The organism is Volucribacter amazonae (assembly GCF_029783845.1).
Taxonomy (GTDB): Bacteria; Pseudomonadota; Gammaproteobacteria; order Enterobacterales; family Pasteurellaceae; genus Volucribacter; species Volucribacter amazonae.
The window spans coordinates 221,025-243,854 of sequence record NZ_LWID01000001.1 but is presented as its reverse complement, the minus strand read 5'-3'; the positions used below and the strand labels follow the sequence as shown (position 1 = coordinate 243,854).

Genomic DNA, 22,830 nt, shown 5'->3' with positions numbered 1-22,830 from the left:
ACCTTAGGGGAGGGTTTATCTTATGCCAAACTTAATAAAATAGAAAGGAGTTTTTATGAATATTATTAGACTTAATTTGGCAGGGTTATCCTGTGGACATTGTGTCAAAGCGGTAAAGCAACGCTTGGAAAATATTGAGGGCGTTGCTGAAGTTGAAGTAGATTTAACTTCAGCCACAGTGAAAGGCAATGTTGAGCCGCAAGTGTTGATTGAGGCGATTAAACAACGAGATTATGATGCCTCATTGGCCGAGGAAAATCACCCAAAGGCTAAACTACTACCTAATGAAACCATGTTGACAAAACCTGATCCTGAGGTAGTAGGGCAGGCAAAGGATCAGGTACATTTGTTATTAACAGGATTGAATTGTGCTGCTTGCGTGTTAAAGGTGCAGAAAGCCTTAGAGGAAGTGGAGCAGGTTACTTCTGTACAGGTTAATTTAGCCGATCAAACTGCTTTAGTGATTGGTAAAGCAAATCCGCAATCTTTGGTTGCGGCTGTGGTGCGAGCTGGTTATGGGGCGGAAGTTATTGAAGATGAACAGATAAGACGGGAAAAACAATATCACCAAATTCAGCAAGAAATTTATCAACGAAAACACCAAGCTATTGTTGCTTTAGGGGTGGGACTAGCGTTGATGATATGGGGATTGTTTACAGGCGATATGGCATTAACCGCTAGCAATCGTGTTTTCTGGTTCATTGTCGCTGTGGTAACTTTGATCATTTTAGTTTATGCCGGCGGGCATTTTTATTTGCGAGCTTATCAAGCCTTGCGAAATAAAACGGCTACAATGGATACCTTAGTTGCATTGGGAACAGGAACGGCTTGGTTATATTCTTTTATGATTGTAGTGAAGCCAATGTGGTTTCCGTTAGAAAGTCGTCATCTTTATTTTGAAGCCAGTGCAATGATTATTGGTTTAATCAATTTGGGGAAAATGTTAGAGGTCAAGGCGAAACAACGTTCCTCAAAAGCTCTTGAGCATCTTATTGATTTAACCCCTAAAACAGCACGAGTGTTGCTGGACGAACAAGAGAAAGTCATTCCCTTGGAGCAGGTCATTACAGGTATGAAATTGCGTTTACAAACAGGGGATCGCATTGCCGTTGATGGGGTTTTGCAACAGGGGAGGATTTGGGTTGATGAATCTATGCTAACGGGAGAACCTTTAGCGGTGGAAAAACAAAAAGGCGATAAAGTGAGTGCTGGAACTATGGTTCATGATGGAAGTGCGGTCATTTTAGCCGAAGAAATTGGCCATAATACCAGATTAGCTAATATCATTAAATTAGTGCGTCAAGCACAAAGTAGTAAGCCTAAAATTGGGCAATTAGTAGATAAAATTGCTAGTATTTTTGTTCCCATTGTATTAATTATCGCCCTATTCACCGGCATTATTTGGTATTTTATTTATCCAAATTATGCTTTAGTAACCTTTACTACCGTATTGATTATTGCTTGTCCTTGTGCATTAGGGCTTGCTACGCCAATGTCAATTATTGCTGGGGTAGGGAGAGCGGCGGAGTTAGGCATTTTAGTAAGAGATGCAGAAGCTTTGCAAAAAGCCGCAGCAGTGGATACTCTCGTTTTTGATAAAACGGGAACTTTAACCCAAGGTATGCCAAAGGTAACGGCTATTTATTGTTGTCAGGATTTTCCGCAACATAAAGCTATTCAATTAGCCGCCAGTTTAGAACAAGGAGCTAATCACCCTTTAGCAAAGGCATTATTAAATTTTGCTGAGGAAAATCAACAGCCGTTATTGCCCCTTTCTGATTTTACCACCTTAAAAGGGTTGGGAGTAAAAGGACAAGTTGAACAGCAAAAATTATTACTTGGTAGTGAAAAATTACTACAACAACAGCATATTGCCACAGAGAATGCCCAAGATTTTATTGACCAACAGCAAGCGTCGGGGGCAACGGTGGTATTTCTTTGCATTGAACAACAGCTTGTAGCACTTTTTGCTATTAGTGATCCCTTGCGTGAAGAGAGTAAAAATGCCATTGCTCGTTTACACCAACAAGGTTATCAGTTGATTATGCTTACAGGTGATCAAACAAAAACTGCCCAAGCGATTGCTGAGCCATTAGAGTTAGATCAAGTGATTGCAGGTGTATTGCCAGAACAAAAAGCTCAAGTCATTCAACATTTGCAGCAACAGGGGCATCAAGTGCTAATGGTAGGCGATGGGATTAATGATGCCCCCGCACTTGCACAAGCTAACGTAAGTATTGCTATGGGCGAGGGGAGCGATATTGCTATTGAAACCGCAGAGATTACCTTGATGCGACCAAGTATCAATGCTGTTGTTGATGGTTTGCTTTTAGCAAAAGCGACATTGCGTAATATGAAACAAAACTTATTTGGTGCTTTTGTTTATAATAGTTTAGGCATACCTATTGCCGCAGGGATTTTATACCCTTTCTTGGGGATTTTATTAAATCCTATGTGGGCAGGATTAGCAATGGCATTGTCTTCTATTACTGTTGCGGTAAATGCGAATCGGTTAGTAAATTTTAACTTAAATCAATAATGAATATTGTTAAGTAAAATAAAATAGCTTAGTATGTTGGGTTTTATTGTTGTTTCAATTTAAAATGAAACAAGACATACAGTACAAGTAGTACGGCGAGGCGTACCAACACTGTATCATTTTAAAGTGGAACGGCTATAATAGAATAGCGAATAAAAGCTATTCTATTTTGATTAATTATTTTAAGGATATTCAAATGAAAAAGATCATTGTAGCAGTATTAATGAGTGTAACTATGCCTTTTATGGTACAAGCTGAAACCTTAGATTTAAATAAATCGGTAGTCAGTGTAAACGGGCAATTTATTAAGGAAAGCGATTTGCAAGAAGCAATTAATTTGGCTGTGACAAGAGGGGCGGAAAATAATTCTCAGCTGAGAGAAAATGTGTTAAATACATTAATTAACCAAAAATTGTTAGAGCAACAAGCACAAAAAGAGGGAGCAGATAAAAACCCACAGGTGCAAGCACAAATAAAAGATGCTGAAACGATGATTTTAATTGATTACGCTTTACAGCAATATATTGAAAAAAATCCTATATCTAATGAAGAAGTGCAAAAGATCTATGATGATTTAGCTAAACAAGTGGCAGAGCAAAAAGAAGTGAGAATTCGCCATATTTTGGTTAAAGATGAAAAAGAGGCAAATAAATTGCTTGTGCAATTAAGTAAAAATCAAATTGACTTTATGAAAGCTGCAGAGAAATCAGAAGATACAGGTACAGCACAAAATGGTGGTGAATTAGGTTATCAATTATTAGCCAATTTGATCCCAGAAATTCAACAAGCGGTAGCAAATGCAAAAGTTGGTCTGATCAATAAACCAGTCAAATCAGAATTTGGTTGGCATATTATTGAGGTAGAAGATCCTGTTAAACCTGTGAGTATTGCAAGTTTTGAAACCTTAGTACCGCAAATTCGCCAACAATTAGTTCAGCAAAGCGTACAACGTTATGTACAAGAATTAAGAGATGCGGCGAAAATTGAGCGTAGTAAATAAAAAATCCTAATACATATAAAGATAAAGAATGTAGGCAAGGAAGATATTCCTTGCCTTATTTTTTTACTGAGTCATTTTTTCTACGGTGGATAAAAAACCTTGGGCAGTGCTATAAATATCGGCTTTATTTTGTGCCTGTAAAATCATATCGGCAACTTCACGAAAAGCACCTTGTCCGCCTTGTTGTTTGAGTACATAGGTTGCCTGTTGTTGAACATAATGAGGGGCATCAGCAACGGCAAAGGATAATTCACAGACCGCAAAAGCGGGTAGATCTATGCTGTCATCACCAATATAAGCGGTTTGTTCAGGGGTTACTCCTGCTTGTTGTATTAATTCATAGCAGGCGGTTTGTTTTTCTAATTTACCTAATAGGGCAAACTTAATACCAAGATCCTGTATTCGTTTACGCAAAATAGCGGAATCACGCCCAGAGAGAACAGCGACTTCAATGCCATTTTCAATAAGCATACGCATACCTAATCCATCTCTCACATGGAAACTTTTAATCGCCTCGCCTTGTGCATCATAATGTAATAAGCCGTCAGTCAATACGCCGTCAACATCGGTAATGACTAACTTGATATTTTCTAATTTTTTCTGCATTAGTTTGAAAACTCCATTAAACCAACCACTTTATTATTTTGATCTAATACAATTAGGGAATGAATTTTGTGTTCACGCATAAAATCTTCCGCTTTGCCAACAAATTCTTCTTGATAAACGGTTTTTGGCGATGCGGTCATTAATTGCTGTGCTGTTTGATTAAAGGTTTCTGCCCCTTGTTTGGCTAAGGCTCGGCGAATATCGCCGTCAGTGATAATTCCTTTTAATTGTTGATTTTCCATAACGATAGCAACCCCCATTCTGCCCTTATTGATAATGGTTAGGCAATCAGTAAAGCTATCCTGTGGGCTTACTAATGGTAATTTAGTTTGCATTTGATCTTTTACTTTGCAAAGTAAACGCCGTCCAAGACTACCACCGGGGTGAAATTTGGCAAAATCTTCAGGTTGAAAATGGCGAGCCGTAATTAGGGAAACCGCTAAAGCATCGCCTAGAGCAAGGGTAACCAAGGCGGAAGTTGTGGGGGCAAGGTTGTTGGGGCAAACTTCACGCTCAACACTGATATTGAGCCAATAATCAGCGTGTTTAGCTAAGGTTGAATTTGGATTAGCAGTTAAGGCGATAATTTTATTACCAAAGTTTTTTAAGCTAGGAATGAGCTTATTCACATCATCGGTTTCGCCACTGTAAGAAATTAACATTACAATATCAATGGGTTTGAGCATACCCAAATCGCCATGAAAAGCCTCTGTGGGGTGTAAGAAAAAACTGGGTGTACCTGTGGAAGCGAAGGTGGCAGCCATTTTCTTGCCGATTAAACCTGATTTACCAATCCCACCAATCACTAAACGTCCTTCTCCTTGTAAGATTAAGTCTACCACTTGATTAAAGGTTTGATTAAGGTTTGTGCTAAGTTGGGAAATGGCTTGTTGCTCAACTTGTAGGCAAGATTGTGCGATAGGTAAATAATTCATATTGATCTCTCTATATCAATAATAAAAGTGTGGTTATTTTATAATAAGTTTTGCTTTTTCTCTATCTTTTCTCGCTGAACGAGTAGCGATAGCCTTGTTTTTACAGTATAATGCCGCCCGAGTTGGTTAGGCAATCGCTGGTTTATTGAAGCCCTTAACTTCAGTTTGCTGAAATGAGTGGGACAAATAGACGAGAGGAAAGTCCGAGCTACATAGGGCAGAGTGCCAGATAACGTCTGGGCAGCGTGAGCTGACGACAAGTGCAACAGAGAGAAGACCGCCTGCATAGCAGGTAAGGGTGAAAGGGTGTGGTAAGAGCGCACCGCATAACTGGTAACAGTTTATGGCAAGGTAAACTCCACTCGTAGCAAGACCAAATAGGAATCCAACGTGTTGCCCGCATGGGATTCGGGTAGGTTGCTTGAGCGGTAAAGTGATTTATCGCCTAGAGGAATGATTGTCCACGACAGAACTCGGCTTATCGACCAACTCATTCTTTTTAACGCCACTTGTCTTTTGGCTTGATACAGTAAAGCTATCCCTTAAGTTTTTGCTGAGAAAATCGTGAAATAACCATAAAATCATCTGTTGTTCCTATCATTTTATGCCATAATAGATAGCGATTATTTTAATAAAAGTGAGTATTCAGTGTCCTTATCTTTATCTAACCAATATAGCTTAGATTGGCAGCAATTAGTGCCACAATTAATGTTTTCCGAGCAAGAATATCAAAATGTTGATTATATGGCGTTGCAACCACGTGCAGTGTCTAGCTTGCGTTATTTTTTGCAAAATCCGACAACTAACTTATTGTTATTAAAAACCAATGAATTAGCAGAGAATAGCCAATTTATTGAAAAATTTGTTGAGCAACATTCAGCACTTTTTTTGGGACAATATGCAGATAAAAAACAAAGGGTAAATGGCGTAAAATATGTGGTAACACAAGGCGATGAAGCCCATTTCCCACAAGTTAATGTGATGCCAGCACAGTCTATTGAGGATAATTTTGCCAGTAAATATAAAGTGGCAACCGCCTTATATTTTGATCGTAGTAAGTTATTGGGTTGTTTGCGTCAGCACCCTCAATCAAAACATATTGAGTTACAGGCAGGATTGGTGCATCAAGTTAATCAAGGCGTGTTAATCCTTAGCCTATCAAGCCTATTGGCACAGTTTGATTTATGGCAACCTTTGAAAAGTATTTTGCAGACCCAACAATTTGATTGGTATTCTCTCGACCCTCGTTGTCCTTTGCCTTGTGAGATACCAAGTTATCCTTTACGGTTAAAGTTGATTTTATTGGCAGATCGTGAAGAGTTAGCCAGTTTCGCTGAATTAGAACCTGAATTAAGTCATCAAGCTGTTTATGGCGAAATGGACAGCTATTTTGAGGTGGAGCAGGCAGAACAGCAACAGTTATGGGCTAATTTTGTTCGTTCTTTTGCCCAGCAACGTGGTTTTCCTGCTATTGATCAAGCGGGATTAAATAAACTTTATCAGTTGTTAGTACGAGAAAGTGAAAATCGTTATTTAGTGAATATTGATTTGACAGCGTTGCAACAATGGTTAGCGGGAGCAAGTTTGTATGCAGATGCACAAGGGATAAGTGCGGTGCATTTTGAAAAAGTTTTTCAACAGCGACAATATCAACAGAGCTTTTTGCCAAGTCAAACCTATGCTGATATTTTGCACGAACAAGTATATATTGCCACAGAAGGGGAAATGGTTGGGCAAGTGAATGGGCTTTCTGTGATTGAGTATCAAGGTACGCCGATTGTCTTTGGCGAACCCTCGAGAATTAGCTGTGTAGTAAATTTTGGCGATGGCGAAATTGTTGATATTGATCGTAAAAATGAATTAGCAGGCAATGTGCATGGAAAGGGAATGATGATTGCCGAGGCTTGTTTAATGGGCTTACTCAATTTGCAATCACAATTACCTTTTTCTGCTTCCTTGGTATTTGAGCAATCTTACACTGATATTGATGGTGATAGTGCTTCGTTAGCGATTTTTTGTGTGTTATTAAGTGCCTTAGCAGATTTACCTTTACCACAGTCTATTGCCATTACAGGGGCAATAGATCAATTTGGTTTGGTACACCCAGTGGGGGGTGTAAATCATAAGGTTGAGGGATTTTTTAAACTGTGCCAACAACGAGGACTGACGGGACAACAAGGGGTCATTATTCCTGCGGTAGCGTGCCAGCAATTAAGTTTATCTGATGATCTAGTAAGTGCGGTGAAAAATAAACAATTTTTTATTTGGGCGGTGGACGATGTTTATCAAGCCATAGAAATTTTGTTTAAACGCGATTTAATTGAGCTGAAAGAGAAACGTTATTCTCGTGAGCAACAGCCTTTGTCTTATTTTATTGGGCAGCGAATTGAGTTGCGAGGAGAAATAAGCCATAAAAAACCTTGGTTTGGTTGGTTTAAGTAGTTGGTTACTCTTTTATCGCCATTCTATAGTCGTTTCAATTAAAAATGAAACAAGGTGGTACAATGAGGTTGTTAAAGTGCGGTTGGTTTTTGAATTATTTTTTCACTTTTATTTCTCCGTTATTGCTAACGGTTTTCGCCTTTGGCGACCTACTTTCTTTACTCGTGTAAAGAAAGTAGGCAAAGAAACACGCCCCCTAGAAAAAATCTTATCCAGTCTTTCGCTAAGAACGATATACGAATAATTTTGGAACTCGCTACGCTCAAACAGCCAAAATTATTCTATCGTTCTAAGCTCAGGCTGGGATTTTTTAAGGGGGTAAAGGAGCGTTATTCTCTTTATTTTTTTGTATAGTCATTCCACTTTAAAATGATATAGCGTTGGTACGCCTCGCCGTACTACTTGTACTGTCTTCGGCGTACCGCCTTGTCTCATTTTAAATTGAAACGACTATATCACTGTCTCACCTTGTCCTATTTTGAATTGAAACGACTAGGTTTAGGGTAAGCCCTTAGGGCTTGCCCTTTTTTATACTGATCGGACAAGTCAGCTTACAAGTGTTAGCTATTTTATTTTTAGATTAACTCTGTTAGAATGCAGAAATATTATGATTATTATGTGTTTTTATTAATAAGAGGAAAGTAAAATGATGAACAGTTGTACCTCAAATAGAAAAAGTTCATATTCTTATGAAGATTTATTGGCTTCTGGACGGGGGGAACTTTTTGGCGAAAACGGGCCTCAGTTGCCCGCACCGAGTATGCTAATGATGGATCGTGTGGTGGAGATGAATGAAACTGGGGGAAAGTTTGGCAAGGGGTATATTGAAGCTGAATTAGATATTCACCCAAAACTGGATTTTTTTGGTTGCCATTTTCTAGGCGATCCTGTGATGCCGGGGTGTTTAGGGCTTGATGCCATGTGGCAATTAGTGGGTTTTTTCTTAGGCTGGATTGGCGGACAAGGAAAAGGACGAGCGTTAGGTGTGGGAGAAGTGAAATTTACTGGGCAAGTATTGCCGACGGCGAAAAAAGTAACCTATCGTATTTATATGAAACGAGTGATTAATCGTAAATTAGTGATGGGTATGGCTGATGGCGAAGTGGAGGTTGATGGGCGAGTGATTTATACGGCAACCGATTTGAAGGTAGGTTTATTTCAAGATACTTCAACGTTTTAACGGTGTGAGCCATTTGATTTTAGTCCCCTTGTTGATTTATTCAACAAGGGGATTGTTTTTTATGCCATAGCTGATAAAAGCGTGTTAGAATAAACGAATTTTATTGAATTTAATAAAGGTTAATGAATGAAACCGAGTATTATTGCAAAATTAGAAAGTTTAAATGAGCGCCATCAAGAGCTTGAGGCATTGTTAGGTGATGCTAGTGTTATTGCAGAACAAGATAAATTTAGAGCCTATTCCAAAGAATATGCCCAATTAGAAGATGTGGTAAAGTGCTTTTCTCGCTGGCAACAATTACACAAAAATAAACAAGAGGCGGAATTGTTGCTTGATGATCCTGATATGAAGGAAATGGCAGAATTAGAAATTGAGGAATGTAACAGCGAAATTGAGAGTACAGAACAACAGCTCCAAATTTTATTATTGCCTAAAGATCCGAATGACGAGTATAACTGCTATTTAGAGATTCGTGCTGGAACAGGTGGCGATGAAGCGGGTATTTTTGCTGGGGATTTATTCCGTATGTATAGCCGTTATGCTGAGTCTAAACGCTGGCGAGTGGAAGTGCTTAGCGAAAATGAAAGTGAGCAAGGGGGTTATAAAGAGATTATTGCTCGTATTAGTGGCGACAATGTGTATGGACAGCTAAAATTTGAATCAGGTGGTCATCGTGTCCAACGTGTACCTAAAACGGAATCACAAGGGCGTATTCATACTTCTGCTTGTACGGTGGCAGTGATGCCTGAATTACCAGAAAGTGAGTTGCCTGAAATTAATCCTGCGGATTTGCGGATTGATACTTATCGTTCTTCTGGGGCAGGGGGACAGCACGTTAATACCACAGATTCAGCGGTGCGGATTACCCATATTCCCACAGGTATTGTAGTGGAATGTCAAGATGAACGTTCACAACATAAAAATAAAGCCAAAGCCTTATCCGTCCTTGCTTCTCGCATTGTGCAAGTAGAGCAAGAACGCCAAGCGGCGGAACAAGCAAGTACTAGACGTAATTTATTAGGTTCAGGTGATCGTTCCGATAAAATTCGTACTTATAACTATCCGCAAGGACGTGTAACCGATCATCGCATTAATTTAACGGTTTACCGTTTAGATGAAGTGATGAATGGGAAAATTGATGAATTAATTGAACCTATTATTACCGAATATCAAGCTGATCAGCTAGCCGCTTTGTCGGAACAAGCCTAATGACCTATGCACAATGGTTAGCTCAAGCAGTATCTCAGTTACAGCAAGCACAATTAGTTGAGAGTGCTAAGCTAGATGCTCAATTATTGCTTGAGCAAGTAACGGGGAAAAATCGTGCTTATCAGCTTGCTTTTGCCGATAGCTTATTGAGCGAGCAACAACAGGCAATATTAACTACACTTTTAGCTCGCCGTTTGAGGGGCGAGCCTATGGCATATATTCTTGGCGAGAAAGAGTTTTGGTCGTTACCCTTATTGGTATCGCCTTATACCTTAATTCCTCGTCCAGATACGGAATGTTTAGTGGAAAGTGCGGTGGATTTGGCGAAAGTTTTTCTTGTTAATTCCTTAGTGAAACCACAACTACGTATTTTGGATTTAGGCACAGGAACAGGTGCTATTGCCTTGGCGTTGGCGAGTGAATTAACCCCTTGGGCAGAGCATTGTGGCATTGCCTTGGAAATTTATGCCGTTGATGTGGTGGAACAGGCAGTGGCTTTAGCGCAACAGAATGCACAACGGCATAATTTAAACATTAAGGTAATCCAAAGTCATTGGTTCGATCAACTTGATCCTGAGAATAAGTTTGATTTAATTGTGAGTAATCCACCTTATATTGATGAAAATGATCAACATTTACAACAGGGCGATGTGCGCTTTGAGCCACATTCTGCTTTAGTTGCATCACAACAAGGATTAGGGGATTTGCATTGGATTGTGAACCAAGCGCGTTATTTTTTACGCCCTCAGGGATACTTGATCCTTGAACATGGTTGGCAACAAGGGGAAAAAGTGCGGTCTTTTTTTAGCAAAGATTATTGGCAGCAAGTGGAAACTCGGCAAGATTATGGACAGCGGGATCGTATTACCTTGGGTTGTCTTAAAGCATAATAAGAGATTGAATAAATACAGTGAATATGAAGAAATATAATCAAAAAGCATTGTTTGATACCTTAGTGAGTTTTTATTTAATTACGGCGGAAGATGAAGGGGAGTTATTGGGGCATATTCGTTCCTCTATTGGTGCGTTAGTACGTAAAGCACGTAAACAAATTTCAGCAGAATTAAACACTAAACAACAAATAGATAGCTTACTACATTTAATTTATCAAGAATGGGGATTTCATTGCGATCCCGATCAGTATTTTTATGTGGATAATCTTTATTTAGATAAGGTATTGCATAGTAAGCAGGGTATGCCAGTGAGTTTAGGAGCGATAGTGCTTTACTTAGCTTCTTCCTTGCAATTACCTATTTATCCTATTAATTTTCCTACGCAATTAGTTTTACGAGTGGAATTAGAGAATGAGGTCTTATTTATTGATCCTTGGGACGGACGCTATATTTCTCGTGCAATGTTAGCCACTTTATTTGAAGGTTATTTAGGTTTTGGTCATCAACTGAGCGAAGAGGATCTGGCAATAAGCTCTGAGCAAGAAATTGATTATCGGGTAAGGCAAGTGGCGAAACACGCCTTAATTCGTGAAGGACGTAATATTTCGGCGTTACAATTAATTGAAAACCTATTATATTCAAACCCCGATGATCCTTATGAAATTCGTGATCGAGGTTTAGTGTTAGCGAATATGCAATGTATTGATGCGGCTGTTGCGGATTTAGATTATTTTGTGGAAAAATGCCCAGATGATCCTACTGCAGTTTTATTAGTGGCACAATTAGCCGAATTAAAACAGCAGCATTATGTACTTCATTAAAATAAACAATAAAAAAGGAATAAGAAATGCAACAAAATAAAATAGTAAAAATTGGTCAAATAGAAGTGGCAAATGATAAGCCTTTTGTCTTATTTGGTGGTATGAATGTGTTAGAAAGCCGAGATATGGCGATGCGGGTATGTGAGGCTTATGTAGAAGTAACGGATAAGCTCAATATTCCTTATGTATTTAAAGCCTCTTTTGACAAAGCCAACCGTTCCTCAATTCATTCTTATCGTGGTCCGGGAATGGAGCAAGGCTTAGCTATTTTTGCTGAATTGAAACGAGAATTTGGGGTTAAAATCATTACTGATGTACATGAAATTTATCAATGCCAGCCAGTGGCAGAAGTTGTTGATGTTATTCAATTACCTGCATTTTTAGCTCGCCAAACGGATTTAGTAGAAGCAATGGCACGCACAGGGGCAGTGATTAATGTAAAAAAACCGCAGTTTTTAAGCCCGGGGCAAATGGGCAATATTGTTGAGAAAATCGCCGAATGTGGTAATGATCAAGTGATTTTATGTGATCGTGGTAGCAATTTTGGTTATGACAACTTGGTTGTGGATATGCTTGGCTTTAGTATTATGCGTAAGGTATCTAAAGGTTGCCCAGTGATTTTTGATGTTACCCATTCATTACAATGTCGTGATCCTTTTGGCGCGGCTTCTGGTGGTCGCCGAGGGCAAGTTACTGAATTAGCCCGAGCGGGAATGGCGGTAGGACTTGCAGGACTGTTTTTAGAGGCACACCCTGATCCGAACAGTGCAAAATGTGATGGACCTTCAGCGTTGCCATTATCAGCATTATCTGGTTTTGTAAGCCAAATGAAAGCCATTGATGATTTGGTTAAAAGTTTTGCCCAATTAGATACTGAAAGTTAATCAAGAGATAGCCCATTGATGAATGGGCTTATCAGAGAATAAGCCAAATAGCCCCATAAGGAGAGCCTATGAAAATTGTCTTTTTAGATCGTACTGCTATTCCGCCGCATATTGATATTCCTCGACCGCAATTTGTGCATGAATGGATTGAATATGATTATACTTCAGCGGATCAAGTATTAACCCGATTACAAGGGGCAGAGATTGCAATTACTAGCAAAGTGGTTTTTTCTCGTGAGCTTATGCAGCAGTTACCGCAGTTAAAATTAATTGCGATTACCGCCACAGGAACAAATAATGTGGATCTTGAGGCAGCGAAACAGCTTGGTATTTGTGTTAAAAATGTTACAGGGTATTCTAGCGTTACCGTTCCTGAGCATGTGTTAGCGATGATTTTTGCCTTAAAGCACAGTTTAGTAGGTTGGATTAAGGATCAACTTAGTGCTAAATGGGGGCAAAGCCAGCAATTTTGTTACTTTGATTACCCTATTACTGATGTTCGTGGTTCAATCTTAGGAATTTTTGGTAAAGGCTGTTTAGGCAGTGAGATTGGGCGATTAGCACAGGCATTAGGTATGCAAGTGCTTTATGCGGAGCATCAAGGGGCAACACAATGCCGAGCAGGTTATACTCCCTTTGAAGAAGTATTAAAACAAGCGGATATTCTGAGTTTACATTGTCCCTTAACGGAAACCACCAAAAATTTAATTAATGCTGAAACCTTAGCCCTATGTAAAAAAGGAGCATTATTAATTAATACTGGGCGTGGACCTTTGGTTGATGAGCAGGCGTTACTTGCTGCATTAAAATCAGGGCAATTAGCAGGTGCGGCGATTGATGTGATGGTAAAAGAGCCGCCTGAACAGGATAACCCATTGCTTCAAGCGGCAACAACCATGCCAAATTTACTGATTACCCCACATATTGCTTGGGCAAGTGATTCAGCGGTGACGACCTTAGTGAATAAAGTGAGCCAAAATATTGAGGAATTTGTTGCTACAGGTAAATAAAGGGATTTGTCATCAATGTTTAACAGCCGAGGGACGGCTGTTATTTATTTTATCATCATTATTTGCATAGGATAATCAGATTGAATATTTCTTTGTATATTGCTTTACGTTATTGGCGTGCGAAAAGTGCGGAACGTTTTGGGCGTTTAGTTACTTACCTTGCCAGTGTTGGTATTATGTTAGGTGTGATGGCATTAATTATTGTGCTGGCAATTATGAATGGCTTAGAACGTCAGCAAAAACAACAGGTATTGGCGAATATTCCCCATGCGATTTTGACCCCTCCACAAGGTTATGTTCGCTACGATGAGCAGCCACTAGAATTACCCAATAGTGTAGAGAAAGCAATCCCCATTAATCAGACGAATGCGATTTTACAAAGTCATCATAGCGTGAGTGCAGGCTTAGTCATTGGTATTCGAGCATTTAGTGATGATCCATTATTGGCGAATCTTCCCGCCCAAGATTTTGACCATTGGTTACCCGCTGGGCAATTTAATATTATGATAGGTTCAAGATTAGCCCAGCAACTCCAGTTGAATGTTGGCGATAAAGTGCGTGTAATGCTAACGGAAAATAGCCAATATACCCCTTTAGGGCGTGTGCCAACTCAACGTTTATTCACGGTTAGCCAGATTTATTATTCCAACGCTGATGTTTCAAGTTATCAAGTGTTTACCAATTTAGCGGATATTGGGCGTTTAATGCGACTTTCTAATGAGCAATTTCAAGGTTATCGTCTTTTCTTATCTGATCCCTTTGATATTGTTAAATTACCAGAACTTATTGCTCAAGATTGGCATATTAGCGATTGGCGATCCCAAAAAGGCGAATTTTTCCAAGCGGTACGTATGGAAAAAAATATGATGGGGTTATTAATTAGCCTAATTATTATTGTGGCGGTGTCTAATATTGTTACTTCTTTGAGTTTAATGGTAATGGATAAACAGGGGGAAGTTGCCATTTTACAAACGCAGGGGATCACAAAAGCACAAGTACGCCATATTTTTATTTATCAAGGTATGTTCGTCGGCTTAGTAGGGAGCTTGATTGGTACATTATTAGGCGTAGTTATCAGTATAAACCTTGCAGATATTTTACAATGGTTTAATCAAGATATTATCCATTTGCCAACTTTAATTCATTATCCACAAATCATTGGGATCTTTTTATTTTCCCTCTTATTATCCCTTTTATCTACGATTTATCCTGCTTATCGAGCGTCTAAAATTGAACCTGCAGAGGCACTACGTTATGAATAATGCAAAAATACATGAAAAATCCACCGCACTTTTAACTTGTCATCAATTATCAAAATCCTATCTTGAAGGCGATAAACAAACGCAAGTCTTAAAAAATGTGAGTTTCTCTATGCAGGCGGGCGAGTTGGTGGCGATAGTCGGAAGTTCTGGTTCAGGAAAGTCCACTTTATTGCATTTATTAGGTGGATTAGATAAGCCCAGCGCAGGCGAAGTGGCAATTAATGGACAAAATTTATCGGCATTATCCGAAAGTAAGTTAGCTAAATTACGCAATCAATATTTAGGTTTTGTCTATCAATTTCATCATCTTATGGCAGATTTTAATGCTTTAGAAAATGTGATGATGCCTTTATTCATTGGAAAAATGAATAAAACGGAGGCAGAGCAACGAGCGGAACAAATGTTGATTTCGGTAGGATTAAAGCATCGCATAGATCATCGTCCCGCAGCTTTATCAGGTGGCGAGCGTCAACGGGTTGCTATTGCACGAGCTTTGGTCAATAATCCTGCTTTAGTGTTAGCTGATGAACCCACAGGCAATCTGGATCGTGCCACTACGGAAAGTATTTTTGAATTAATTCAACAGCTTAATCAACAACAAAATATCGGTTTTTTATTGGTAACCCATGATTTACAGTTGGCACAAAAATTAAACCGCCGTTTGGTGATGCAAGATGGCGTGTTACAACCTGAAAGTGCGGTGTATAACCGTTCCACTTTAAAATAATACTGTGTTGGCACGCCTCGCCGTACTCTCTGTACTGCTTTCAGCGTGCCGCCTTGTCTTATTTTAAATTGAAACGGCTACCAAATAGGAAAATTTTTATGAATACAGCATTTTTTATTAGTTGGCGTTATCAACGAGGGCGACAAAAAAATCGCTTAGTATCTTTGATTTCTGCTTTTTCCACCATTGGTATTGCCCTTGGGGTAGCAGTGTTAATTTTAGGTTTAAGTGCAATGAATGGTTTTGAACGAGAGCTAAATCAGCGTATTTTAGCGGTTGTTCCCCATGTGGAAATATTGCCTTATAACTCCGAGGGAGATAATGATCGTTTGTACCATTATCAAAATTTAGTGGAATTATTACAACAATCGCCACAGATTAAAGCGGTTTCCCCCTTTGTGAGCTTTACTGCTTTAGTGGAAAATGGGGCAAAGTTAAAAGTGGTACAAGTGAAAGGTGTTGATAAACAACAGCTTGACCAAGTGAGTGCTTTAGGGCATTTTGTACTTGATAACGCATGGCAGAATTTTAATGCTAATAGTGGACTTATTTTGGGCTATGGTATTGCTCAGGATTTAGGTGTCAAGGCAGGGGATTGGGTCAGCTTATTGATTTCGCAACAACAGACGGGTACACAGCTTAGTCAACCTTTAAGACAACGTATTCAAGTGGCTGGCATTTTACGTTTAGATGGGCAATTAGATCATAGTTATGCCCTAATGCCGTTGGCACAGGCACAAAAATTATTAGGTTATCAATCCGATCAAGTGAGCGGGGTAGAATTTGCAGTCCAACAGCCTTTTGCTGTACAACAATTAGATTATTCTCTGCTCGCTAATTATCCACAAACCTTAACCGCACAAAGCTGGATCAGTAAATTTGGTTATATGTATCGAGATATTCGTTTGATTCGTATGGTAATGTATATTGCCATGGTATTGGTTGTGGGCGTAGCTTGCTTTAATATTGTTTCTACCTTAATTATGGCGGTAAAAGATAAGCAATCCGACATTGCCATTATGCGAACCTTAGGGGCAAATAATGCTTTTATTAAACGCATTTTTATTTGGTATGGTTTGCAGGCTGGAATGAAAGGTTGTTTGATTGGCATTGTATTAGGTATTGGATTATCCCTGAAATTAACCGAACTAATTAAAGGAATAGAGTTTTTATTAGGACATAAATTATTATCAGATGGTATTTATTTTGTGGATTTCTTACCCAGTGAGTTACATTGGCAAGATGTTGTACTGGTTTTTAGTTCCGCATTAATTTTAAGTTTGCTTGCTAGTATTTATCCTGCTAATCGGGCGGCTAAATTACAACCTGCTCAAGTATTAAGCAGTCATTAACAAAAAATCAAATTTAAACATAAACTAGTTTACTAGTACAGTAATAAGTGTTAGATTAGGACAAATTTTAATTCTTATCATAGCATAACAAAAATGAGGCGTAGTATGACCGAAAAGCATAATAATGATCTTTTAATTGAAAATGATGATACCCGCATTGAACGTGTTGATCAAGTTCTTCCGCCAGTGGCATTAATTGAACGTTATCCTGCCACAAAAGTCGCCGCTAATACGGTAAAAGAAGCACGTAAAGAAATCCACGATATTATTCATCGTAAAGATGATCGTTTATTAGTGGTTATTGGTCCTTGTTCTATTCATGATCCTAAAGCAGCTTTGGATTATGCACAACGTTTATTAAAAATGCGTGAACAATATGCTGATAATTTACAAATTGTTATGCGTGTTTATTTTGAAAAACCTCGTACTACTGTAGGTTGGAAGGGCTTGATTAATGATCCTCATTTAGATGGTAGCTATGCGTTAAACGATGGGTTGCGTATGGCACGCAAACTCTTGTTGGATATTAATGAATTAACTGTGCCTACCGCAGGGGAATTTTTGGATATGATTACTCCACAATATGTGGCTGACTTTATGAGCTGGGGAGCAATTGGGGCAAGAACTACCGAATCGCAGGTGCATCGTGAATTAGCCTCAGGTTTATCTTGTGCGGTAGGCTTTAAAAATGGAACGAATGGTGGGGTACGCATTGCCCTTGACGCTATGGGGTCAGCAGAATCGCCACACCATTTCTTATCCGTTACCAAATTTGGACATTCTGCCATTGTGAGTACCAAAGGAAATAAAGATTGCCATATTATTTTACGTGGTGGCGATAAAGGTCCAAATTACAGTAAAGAAGATGTAAGTGCCGTTTGTGCTGACATTGAAAAATCAGGGCGTATTCCCCATGTTATGGTGGATTTTAGCCATGCGAACAGTAATAAACAATTTAAGAAACAATTAGAGGTTTGTGCTGATGTGGTTGAACAAATTGCACAAGGCTCAAACCAAATCTTTGGGGTAATGATTGAAAGTAATTTAGTAGAAGGTCGCCAAGATTTAATTGAAGGACAAGCAGATAAGCTTACTTATGGACAAAGTATTACCGATGCTTGTATCGGTTGGGAAGATACTGAACAAGTCTTAAAAGCCTTGTCTGACGCTGTGGTTGCTCGTCGCCAGCATAAGGGGTAATTAAGATATCGTCTTTCAATTTAAAATAAGGCAAGGCATACCAATGCTGTATTACTTTAAAGAGGAACGACTATAATGATAAAGGGCATAGGATTATGCCCTTATATATGCAAAAATTTTTTCAAAATCCACCGCACTTTTCACATTTCAATCTTGCTTGAATTTGCTATTATATAGCCTTTCAATTTGACAGATAGACATACTTATTATGGCACAACAAAAAACAACCAATAGCATAGAACAAGAAGCAATATCGCCCCATTCTTTGGAGGCGGAGCAAGGTGTGCTTGGTGGTATTTTATTAGCCAATAATGAATGGGATAATATTACCGATCATCTTGTGGCGGAAGATTTTTATCATAGCGCTCATCGGGCGATTTTCCAACAAATGGAAAATTTAATGCGAGCACAAAAACCTGTTGATTTAATTACCTTAGAACAAGCATTAAAAGACCAAGGTATTTTGCAAGATGTGGGGGGATTTGCCTATTTAGCAGAGTTATCTAAAAATACCCCAAGTGCAGCAAATATTGTGGCTTATGCGGAAATTGTGCGAGAAAAAGCAGTGTTAAGAGAGCTAATTGCCACAGGACATAGCATTGCTAAAAGCGGTTATCAATATAAAGGCGAAGATATTCGCGAAGTTTTGGACAAAGCAGAACGTGATGTTTTTGCTATTGCAGAACGCCGAGCTAATAAGAATGAAGGACCACAAAATATTCTTGGCATTTTGGAAGATACCATTAATAAGGTGGAAATGCTGGGTAAAATGAAAGATCATGATGGGGTAACAGGTGTGAGTACAGGCTTTCGTGATTTGGATCGGAAAACTGCGGGCTTACAACCCTCAGATTTGATTATTATTGCTGCTCGCCCTTCTATGGGAAAAACCACTTTTGCCATGAATTTATGTGAAAATGCGGCAATGTTAAGCGATAAGCCTGTGTTAGTATTTAGTTTAGAAATGCCCGCAGAACAAATTATGATGCGTATGCTCGCCAGTCTTTCTCGCGTGGATCAAACTAAAATCCGTACAGGACGTATTACTGATGATGAAGAATGGGCGAGATTAGCCAGTACCACAGAAATGCTTAATAATAAGCCCAATATGTATATTGATGATACTCCGGGATTAACACCAACAGAGTTACGTTCAAGAGCAAGACGAGTGTATCGTGATCATGGTGGTTTAAGCCTAATTATGGTGGACTATTTGCAATTAATGCGAGCCCCGGGCTTTTCTAATAACCGAACCTTAGAAATTGCCGAGATTTCTCGTTCTTTAAAAGCCTTAGCCAAAGAATTAAATATTCCTGTAGTGGCATTAGCACAGTTAAACCGCCGTTTAGATGATCGACAAGACAAACGTCCTGTAAATTCTGATTTGCGTGAATCAGGATCTATTGAGCAAGATGCGGATTTAATTATGTTTGTATATCGTGATGAGGTTTATAATGAAACCTCAGAGAACAAAGGCATCGCCGAAATTATTATCGGAAAACAGCGGAATGGGCCTATTGGTAAAGTGCGTTTAACCTTCTTAGGGCAATATTCTAAATTTACCGATTATGCTGGCGAGGCTTATAGTGATGAGTATTAAAGATTTTTATGAAACCAGCAACAGCTAAAATTAGTTCGTCAGCCTTAAAGCATAATATCCAAGTTATCCGCCATAAAGCACCAAAGAGCAAGATTATTGCGGTGGTCAAAGCCAATGCTTATGGACATGGTGTGGTTTTTGTGTCTTCAACATTAGCCCCTTTGGTTGATTGTTTTGGCGTGGCACGCTTAGAAGAAGCACTCGCCTTACGTTCCAATGGTATTATTAAACCTATTGTGTTGTTAGAAGGTTTTTTTTCCGCCAAGGATCTTGCCATTTTGGCGGTCAATAATTTACAAACTATCGTGCATTGCGAAGAGCAAATGCAAGCCTTAGAACAAAGTACGTTACCTAACCCCATTAAAGTTTGGCTAAAAATTGATACAGGAATGCACCGTTTGGGTGTGCATTTGGAACAAGTGGAGCATTTTTATCAACGCTTAAAAAATTGCAAAAATGTGCTACCTCAAATTGGTTTTATTAGCCATTTTAGCCGGGCAGATGAATTACAATCTGATTATACCCAACGTCAACTTGATCGTTTTTTATCGGTAACGCAAGGGAAAGAACAAGAACGTAGCATTGCCGCCTCAGGGGGCATTTTATTTTGGCAACAATCCCATTTAGAATGGATTAGACCGGGTATTATTATGTATGGCATTTCGCCGAATGATATTGTGGGACAACAATATGATTTAAAGCCAGTGATGACCTTAACTTCATCATTGATTGCAGTGCGTAGCCATAAAAAAGGCGAGCCAGTGGGCTATGGCGGTAGTTGGATTAGCCCACAAGATACCCAAATTGGTGTGGTTGCCATTGGTTATGGTGATGGTTACCCAAGAAATATTCCGATGGGAACACCTGTTTATTTAAATGGACGCTTAGTGCCGATTGTTGGACGTGTTTCTATGGATATGCTTACGGTGGATTTAGGGCAAGGCTGTCAAGATAAGGTGGGCGATGAAGTAATTTTATGGGGTAAGGAATTACCGATTGAAGAAATTGCTCGGCAAACGGGTTTACTAAGTTATGAATTAATTACAAAATTAACCCCACGGGTCATCACCGAATACATTGATTAAATTTAATAAAAGGAAATATTATGCAAAATATTAATCCAACTCAAACTAACGCTTGGAAAGCCTTAGAACAGCATAATGCTGAACAAAGTGCGGTAACAATTCAACAACTTTTTGCTTTGCAAAATGATCGTTTTGAACAATATTCATTAAATTTTAATGATGAAATTTTAGTGGATTTCTCAAAAAATAAAATCAACCAAGATACGCTAAAATTATTGCGTCAATTAGCCCAAGAATGTGCCTTGCCACAAGCTATTGAAGCAATGTTTAATGGCGAAAAAATCAATCGTACCGAAAATCGTGCGGTGTTACATACCGCTTTGCGTAATCGTGATAACTCGCCAGTAATGGTGGACGGTAAAGACGTGATGCCAGAAGTGAATGCTGTATTGGCAAAAATGAAATCTTTCTGCCAACGTATTATTGATGGAGAATGGAAAGGTTATACTGGCAAAGCCATTACCGATGTGATTAATATTGGTATCGGCGGATCAGATTTAGGACCTTATATGGTTACCGAAGCATTACGCCCTTACAAAAATCACCTCAATATGCACTTTGTGTCTAATGTGGACGGCACACATATTGTAGAAACCCTAAAAAAAGTCAATCCAGAAACCACATTAATTTTGGTGGCGTCCAAAACCTTTACCACCCAAGAAACCATGACTAATGCCCATACCGCAAGAGAATGGTTATTAAATGCGGCTAAAGATGAAGCCCATATTGCCAAACATTTTGCCGCGCTTTCTACTAATGCCAAAGAAGTGGAAAAATTTGGTATTGATACCGACAATATGTTTGAATTTTGGGATTGGGTAGGCGGTCGTTATTCCTTATGGTCAGCCATTGGTTTATCCATTGCTTTATCCATTGGTTTTGACCATTTTGAACAATTATTGGCAGGGGCTAATGCGATGGATAAACATTTCCGCAACACCCCGGTTGAACAAAATATTCCAACTACATTAGCTTTAGTGGGCTTATGGAACACCAATTTTTTAGGAGCTCAAACAGAAGCAATTTTACCTTATGACCAGTATTTACACCGTTTTGCTGCTTATTTCCAACAAGGCAATATGGAATCCAATGGTAAATATGTCGGACGTGATGGCAAAGAAGTAGATTATCAAACAGGGCCGATTATTTGGGGTGAACCGGGTACTAATGGGCAACACGCGTTCTATCAGCTTATTCATCAAGGTACAACCTTAATTCCTTGTGATTTTATTGCACCAGCACAAAGCCATAACCCAATTGGTGATCATCATAGTAAATTGTTATCCAATTTCTTTGCGCAAACCGAAGCCCTTGCCTTTGGTAAAAGCCAACAAGAGGTAGAACAAGAATTTGTTAATGCAGGCAAGCCATTAGCGGAAGTAAAAGAGATTGTGCCGTTTAAAGTCTTTAAGGGCAATAAACCAACCAATTCTATTTTATTGAAAAAAATCACACCATTTTCCTTAGGGGCATTAATTGCCATGTATGAACATAAAATTTTTGTACAAGGGGTGATTTTCAATATTTACAGCTTTGACCAATGGGGCGTGGAGCTAGGTAAACAACTGGCTAATCGTATTCTTCCTGAGCTAGAAAATAACCAAAAAATTACTAGTCATGATAGTTCAACCAATGGGTTAATTAATCAATTTAAACAATGGCGTTAATGTTTAAGTGTTAAAAGGGTTGTAAAATAGGGGCTATATTGCCCCTTATTTTTTATGCTTTCTTAACGGATTTAATGGTTAAGTGCGGTGGGTTTTGAGATTGTTTTTTTACTTTTATTTCTCCGTTTTTGCTTTTTGCTAACGGGTTTCGCCCCCTTTTACAAAGGGGACGACTTACTTTCTTTGCTTGCACAAAGAAAGTAAGCAAAGAAATGCACCCCCTAGAAAAATTCTGCTCCTGTGTTTCAACTTGAACCATCACGCCACATTTCTGAACTCGCCTTGCTCCGCAAGGCTCAGACAGCAGAAATGTGCCTATGGTTCTAAGTTTTACACAGGGAATTTTTAAGGGGGAATGATCGGAAATATTTCTATTTTGGGAAAAAATTAAAAAATTGACCGCACTTTTGAACAAAGC

The 22,830-nt window shown here is 39.0% G+C and carries 18 protein-coding genes and 1 other RNA gene; 17 read left to right on the top strand and 2 right to left on the bottom strand.

The window, feature by feature from the left end; translation table 11 throughout:
• Positions 1-55: 55 nt before the first annotated feature.
• Both A6A20_RS01190 and A6A20_RS01185 read left to right on the top strand, forming a co-directional pair.
• Entirely contained in the window at positions 56-2,539 is a 2,484-nt protein-coding gene (locus tag A6A20_RS01190; protein WP_279571759.1) for a copper-translocating P-type ATPase, read from the top strand.
• Between the two features lie 196 nt (positions 2,540-2,735).
• The gene (locus tag A6A20_RS01185) at positions 2,736-3,539 is read left to right on the top strand and encodes a peptidylprolyl isomerase (RefSeq protein WP_279571758.1); all 804 of its coding nucleotides are present in this window, start codon (positions 2,736-2,738) and stop codon (positions 3,537-3,539) included.
• A 63-nt stretch (positions 3,540-3,602) separates the two neighbouring features.
• Here A6A20_RS01185 and A6A20_RS01180 read toward each other — a convergent pair whose 3' ends face one another.
• Positions 3,603-4,145, bottom strand: a complete 543-nt coding sequence (locus tag A6A20_RS01180) for a KdsC family phosphatase (protein ID WP_279571757.1) — start codon at positions 4,143-4,145, stop codon at positions 3,603-3,605.
• Positions 4,145-5,080: a KpsF/GutQ family sugar isomerase gene (locus A6A20_RS01175; protein WP_279571756.1), complete on the bottom strand. Its 936-nt coding sequence runs from the start codon at positions 5,078-5,080 to the stop codon at positions 4,145-4,147. Before A6A20_RS01175 ends, A6A20_RS01180 begins: the two co-directional genes overlap by 1 nt.
• Positions 5,081-5,198: 118 nt before the next feature.
• On the opposite strand from A6A20_RS01175, the gene rnpB reads away from it, so the two are divergent.
• The 15 genes from rnpB to pgi all read left to right on the top strand — a co-directional run bounded on the left by rnpB (position 5,199) and on the right by pgi (position 22,412).
• An RNA gene (gene rnpB / locus A6A20_RS01170) (RNase P RNA component class A) lies at positions 5,199-5,577 on the top strand.
• A gap of 211 nt (positions 5,578-5,788) precedes the next feature.
• Entirely contained in the window at positions 5,789-7,522 is a 1,734-nt protein-coding gene (locus tag A6A20_RS01165) for an AAA family ATPase (RefSeq protein WP_424585436.1), read from the top strand.
• A 646-nt stretch (positions 7,523-8,168) separates the two neighbouring features.
• Entirely contained in the window at positions 8,169-8,702 is a 534-nt protein-coding gene (gene fabA, locus A6A20_RS01160) for a bifunctional 3-hydroxydecanoyl-ACP dehydratase/trans-2-decenoyl-ACP isomerase (protein WP_279571754.1), read from the top strand.
• Positions 8,703-8,828: 126 nt separating this feature from the next.
• Complete coding sequence (prfA, locus tag A6A20_RS01155; protein WP_279571753.1) at positions 8,829-9,911, top strand: peptide chain release factor 1; 1,083 nt, start codon at positions 8,829-8,831, stop codon at positions 9,909-9,911.
• The gene (gene prmC / locus A6A20_RS01150) at positions 9,911-10,801 is read left to right on the top strand and encodes a peptide chain release factor N(5)-glutamine methyltransferase (protein WP_279571752.1); all 891 of its coding nucleotides are present in this window, start codon (positions 9,911-9,913) and stop codon (positions 10,799-10,801) included. Before prfA ends, prmC begins: the two co-directional genes overlap by 1 nt.
• A gap of 26 nt (positions 10,802-10,827) precedes the next feature.
• Positions 10,828-11,625, top strand: coding sequence for a SirB1 family protein (locus A6A20_RS01145; RefSeq protein ID WP_279571751.1), 798 nt, complete (start codon positions 10,828-10,830; stop codon positions 11,623-11,625).
• Between the two features lie 26 nt (positions 11,626-11,651).
• Positions 11,652-12,509, top strand: a complete 858-nt coding sequence (gene kdsA, locus A6A20_RS01140; protein WP_279571750.1) for a 3-deoxy-8-phosphooctulonate synthase — start codon at positions 11,652-11,654, stop codon at positions 12,507-12,509.
• Positions 12,510-12,577: 68 nt separating this feature from the next.
• Positions 12,578-13,519: a 2-hydroxyacid dehydrogenase gene (locus A6A20_RS01135; RefSeq protein WP_279571749.1), complete on the top strand. Its 942-nt coding sequence runs from the start codon at positions 12,578-12,580 to the stop codon at positions 13,517-13,519.
• A 74-nt stretch (positions 13,520-13,593) separates the two neighbouring features.
• A complete protein-coding gene (locus A6A20_RS01130) occupies positions 13,594-14,781 on the top strand; it encodes a lipoprotein-releasing ABC transporter permease subunit (RefSeq protein WP_279573714.1) in 1,188 nt (395 codons plus the stop codon).
• Complete coding sequence (gene lolD / locus A6A20_RS01125) at positions 14,774-15,508, top strand: lipoprotein-releasing ABC transporter ATP-binding protein LolD (RefSeq protein WP_279571748.1); 735 nt, start codon at positions 14,774-14,776, stop codon at positions 15,506-15,508. The genes A6A20_RS01130 and lolD overlap by 8 nt, the downstream gene beginning before the upstream one ends.
• A 98-nt stretch (positions 15,509-15,606) precedes the next feature.
• Positions 15,607-16,860 (top strand): lipoprotein-releasing ABC transporter permease subunit LolE, encoded by a 1,254-nt coding sequence (lolE, locus tag A6A20_RS01120; protein WP_279571747.1) that lies wholly within the window; start codon positions 15,607-15,609, stop codon positions 16,858-16,860.
• Positions 16,861-16,965: 105 nt separating this feature from the next.
• Positions 16,966-18,060, top strand: coding sequence for a 3-deoxy-7-phosphoheptulonate synthase AroG (gene aroG / locus A6A20_RS01115; RefSeq protein WP_279571746.1), 1,095 nt, complete (start codon positions 16,966-16,968; stop codon positions 18,058-18,060).
• Between the two features lie 208 nt (positions 18,061-18,268).
• The gene (locus tag A6A20_RS01110) at positions 18,269-19,660 is read left to right on the top strand and encodes a replicative DNA helicase (RefSeq protein WP_279571745.1); all 1,392 of its coding nucleotides are present in this window, start codon (positions 18,269-18,271) and stop codon (positions 19,658-19,660) included.
• 2 nt (positions 19,661-19,662) lie between these two features.
• Entirely contained in the window at positions 19,663-20,745 is a 1,083-nt protein-coding gene (alr, locus tag A6A20_RS01105; RefSeq protein ID WP_279573713.1) for an alanine racemase, read from the top strand.
• 20 nt (positions 20,746-20,765) lie between these two features.
• Complete coding sequence (pgi, locus tag A6A20_RS01100; RefSeq protein WP_279571744.1) at positions 20,766-22,412, top strand: glucose-6-phosphate isomerase; 1,647 nt, start codon at positions 20,766-20,768, stop codon at positions 22,410-22,412.
• The last annotated feature ends 418 nt before the right edge of the window (positions 22,413-22,830 follow it).

Excerpts from the sequence above, each read along its gene's own strand:
- A6A20_RS01190 (WP_279571759.1), top strand. The coding sequence starts at position 56 with ATGAATATTATTAGACTTAATTTGGCAGGGTTATCCTGTGGACATTGT.
- A6A20_RS01185 (WP_279571758.1), top strand. The coding sequence starts at position 2,736 with ATGAAAAAGATCATTGTAGCAGTATTAATGAGTGTAACTATGCCTTTT.
- A6A20_RS01180 (WP_279571757.1), bottom strand. The coding sequence starts at position 4,145 with ATGCAGAAAAAATTAGAAAATATCAAGTTAGTCATTACCGATGTTGAC.
- A6A20_RS01175 (WP_279571756.1), bottom strand. The coding sequence starts at position 5,080 with ATGAATTATTTACCTATCGCACAATCTTGCCTACAAGTTGAGCAACAA.
- A6A20_RS01165 (WP_424585436.1), top strand. The coding sequence starts at position 5,789 with ATGTTTTCCGAGCAAGAATATCAAAATGTTGATTATATGGCGTTGCAA.
- fabA (WP_279571754.1), top strand. The coding sequence starts at position 8,169 with ATGATGAACAGTTGTACCTCAAATAGAAAAAGTTCATATTCTTATGAA.
- prfA (WP_279571753.1), top strand. The coding sequence starts at position 8,829 with ATGAAACCGAGTATTATTGCAAAATTAGAAAGTTTAAATGAGCGCCAT.
- prmC (WP_279571752.1), top strand. The coding sequence starts at position 9,911 with ATGACCTATGCACAATGGTTAGCTCAAGCAGTATCTCAGTTACAGCAA.
- A6A20_RS01145 (WP_279571751.1), top strand. The coding sequence starts at position 10,828 with ATGAAGAAATATAATCAAAAAGCATTGTTTGATACCTTAGTGAGTTTT.
- kdsA (WP_279571750.1), top strand. The coding sequence starts at position 11,652 with ATGCAACAAAATAAAATAGTAAAAATTGGTCAAATAGAAGTGGCAAAT.
- A6A20_RS01135 (WP_279571749.1), top strand. The coding sequence starts at position 12,578 with ATGAAAATTGTCTTTTTAGATCGTACTGCTATTCCGCCGCATATTGAT.
- lolD (WP_279571748.1), top strand. The coding sequence starts at position 14,774 with ATGAATAATGCAAAAATACATGAAAAATCCACCGCACTTTTAACTTGT.
- lolE (WP_279571747.1), top strand. The coding sequence starts at position 15,607 with ATGAATACAGCATTTTTTATTAGTTGGCGTTATCAACGAGGGCGACAA.
- aroG (WP_279571746.1), top strand. The coding sequence starts at position 16,966 with ATGACCGAAAAGCATAATAATGATCTTTTAATTGAAAATGATGATACC.
- A6A20_RS01110 (WP_279571745.1), top strand. The coding sequence starts at position 18,269 with ATGGCACAACAAAAAACAACCAATAGCATAGAACAAGAAGCAATATCG.
- pgi (WP_279571744.1), top strand. The coding sequence starts at position 20,766 with ATGCAAAATATTAATCCAACTCAAACTAACGCTTGGAAAGCCTTAGAA.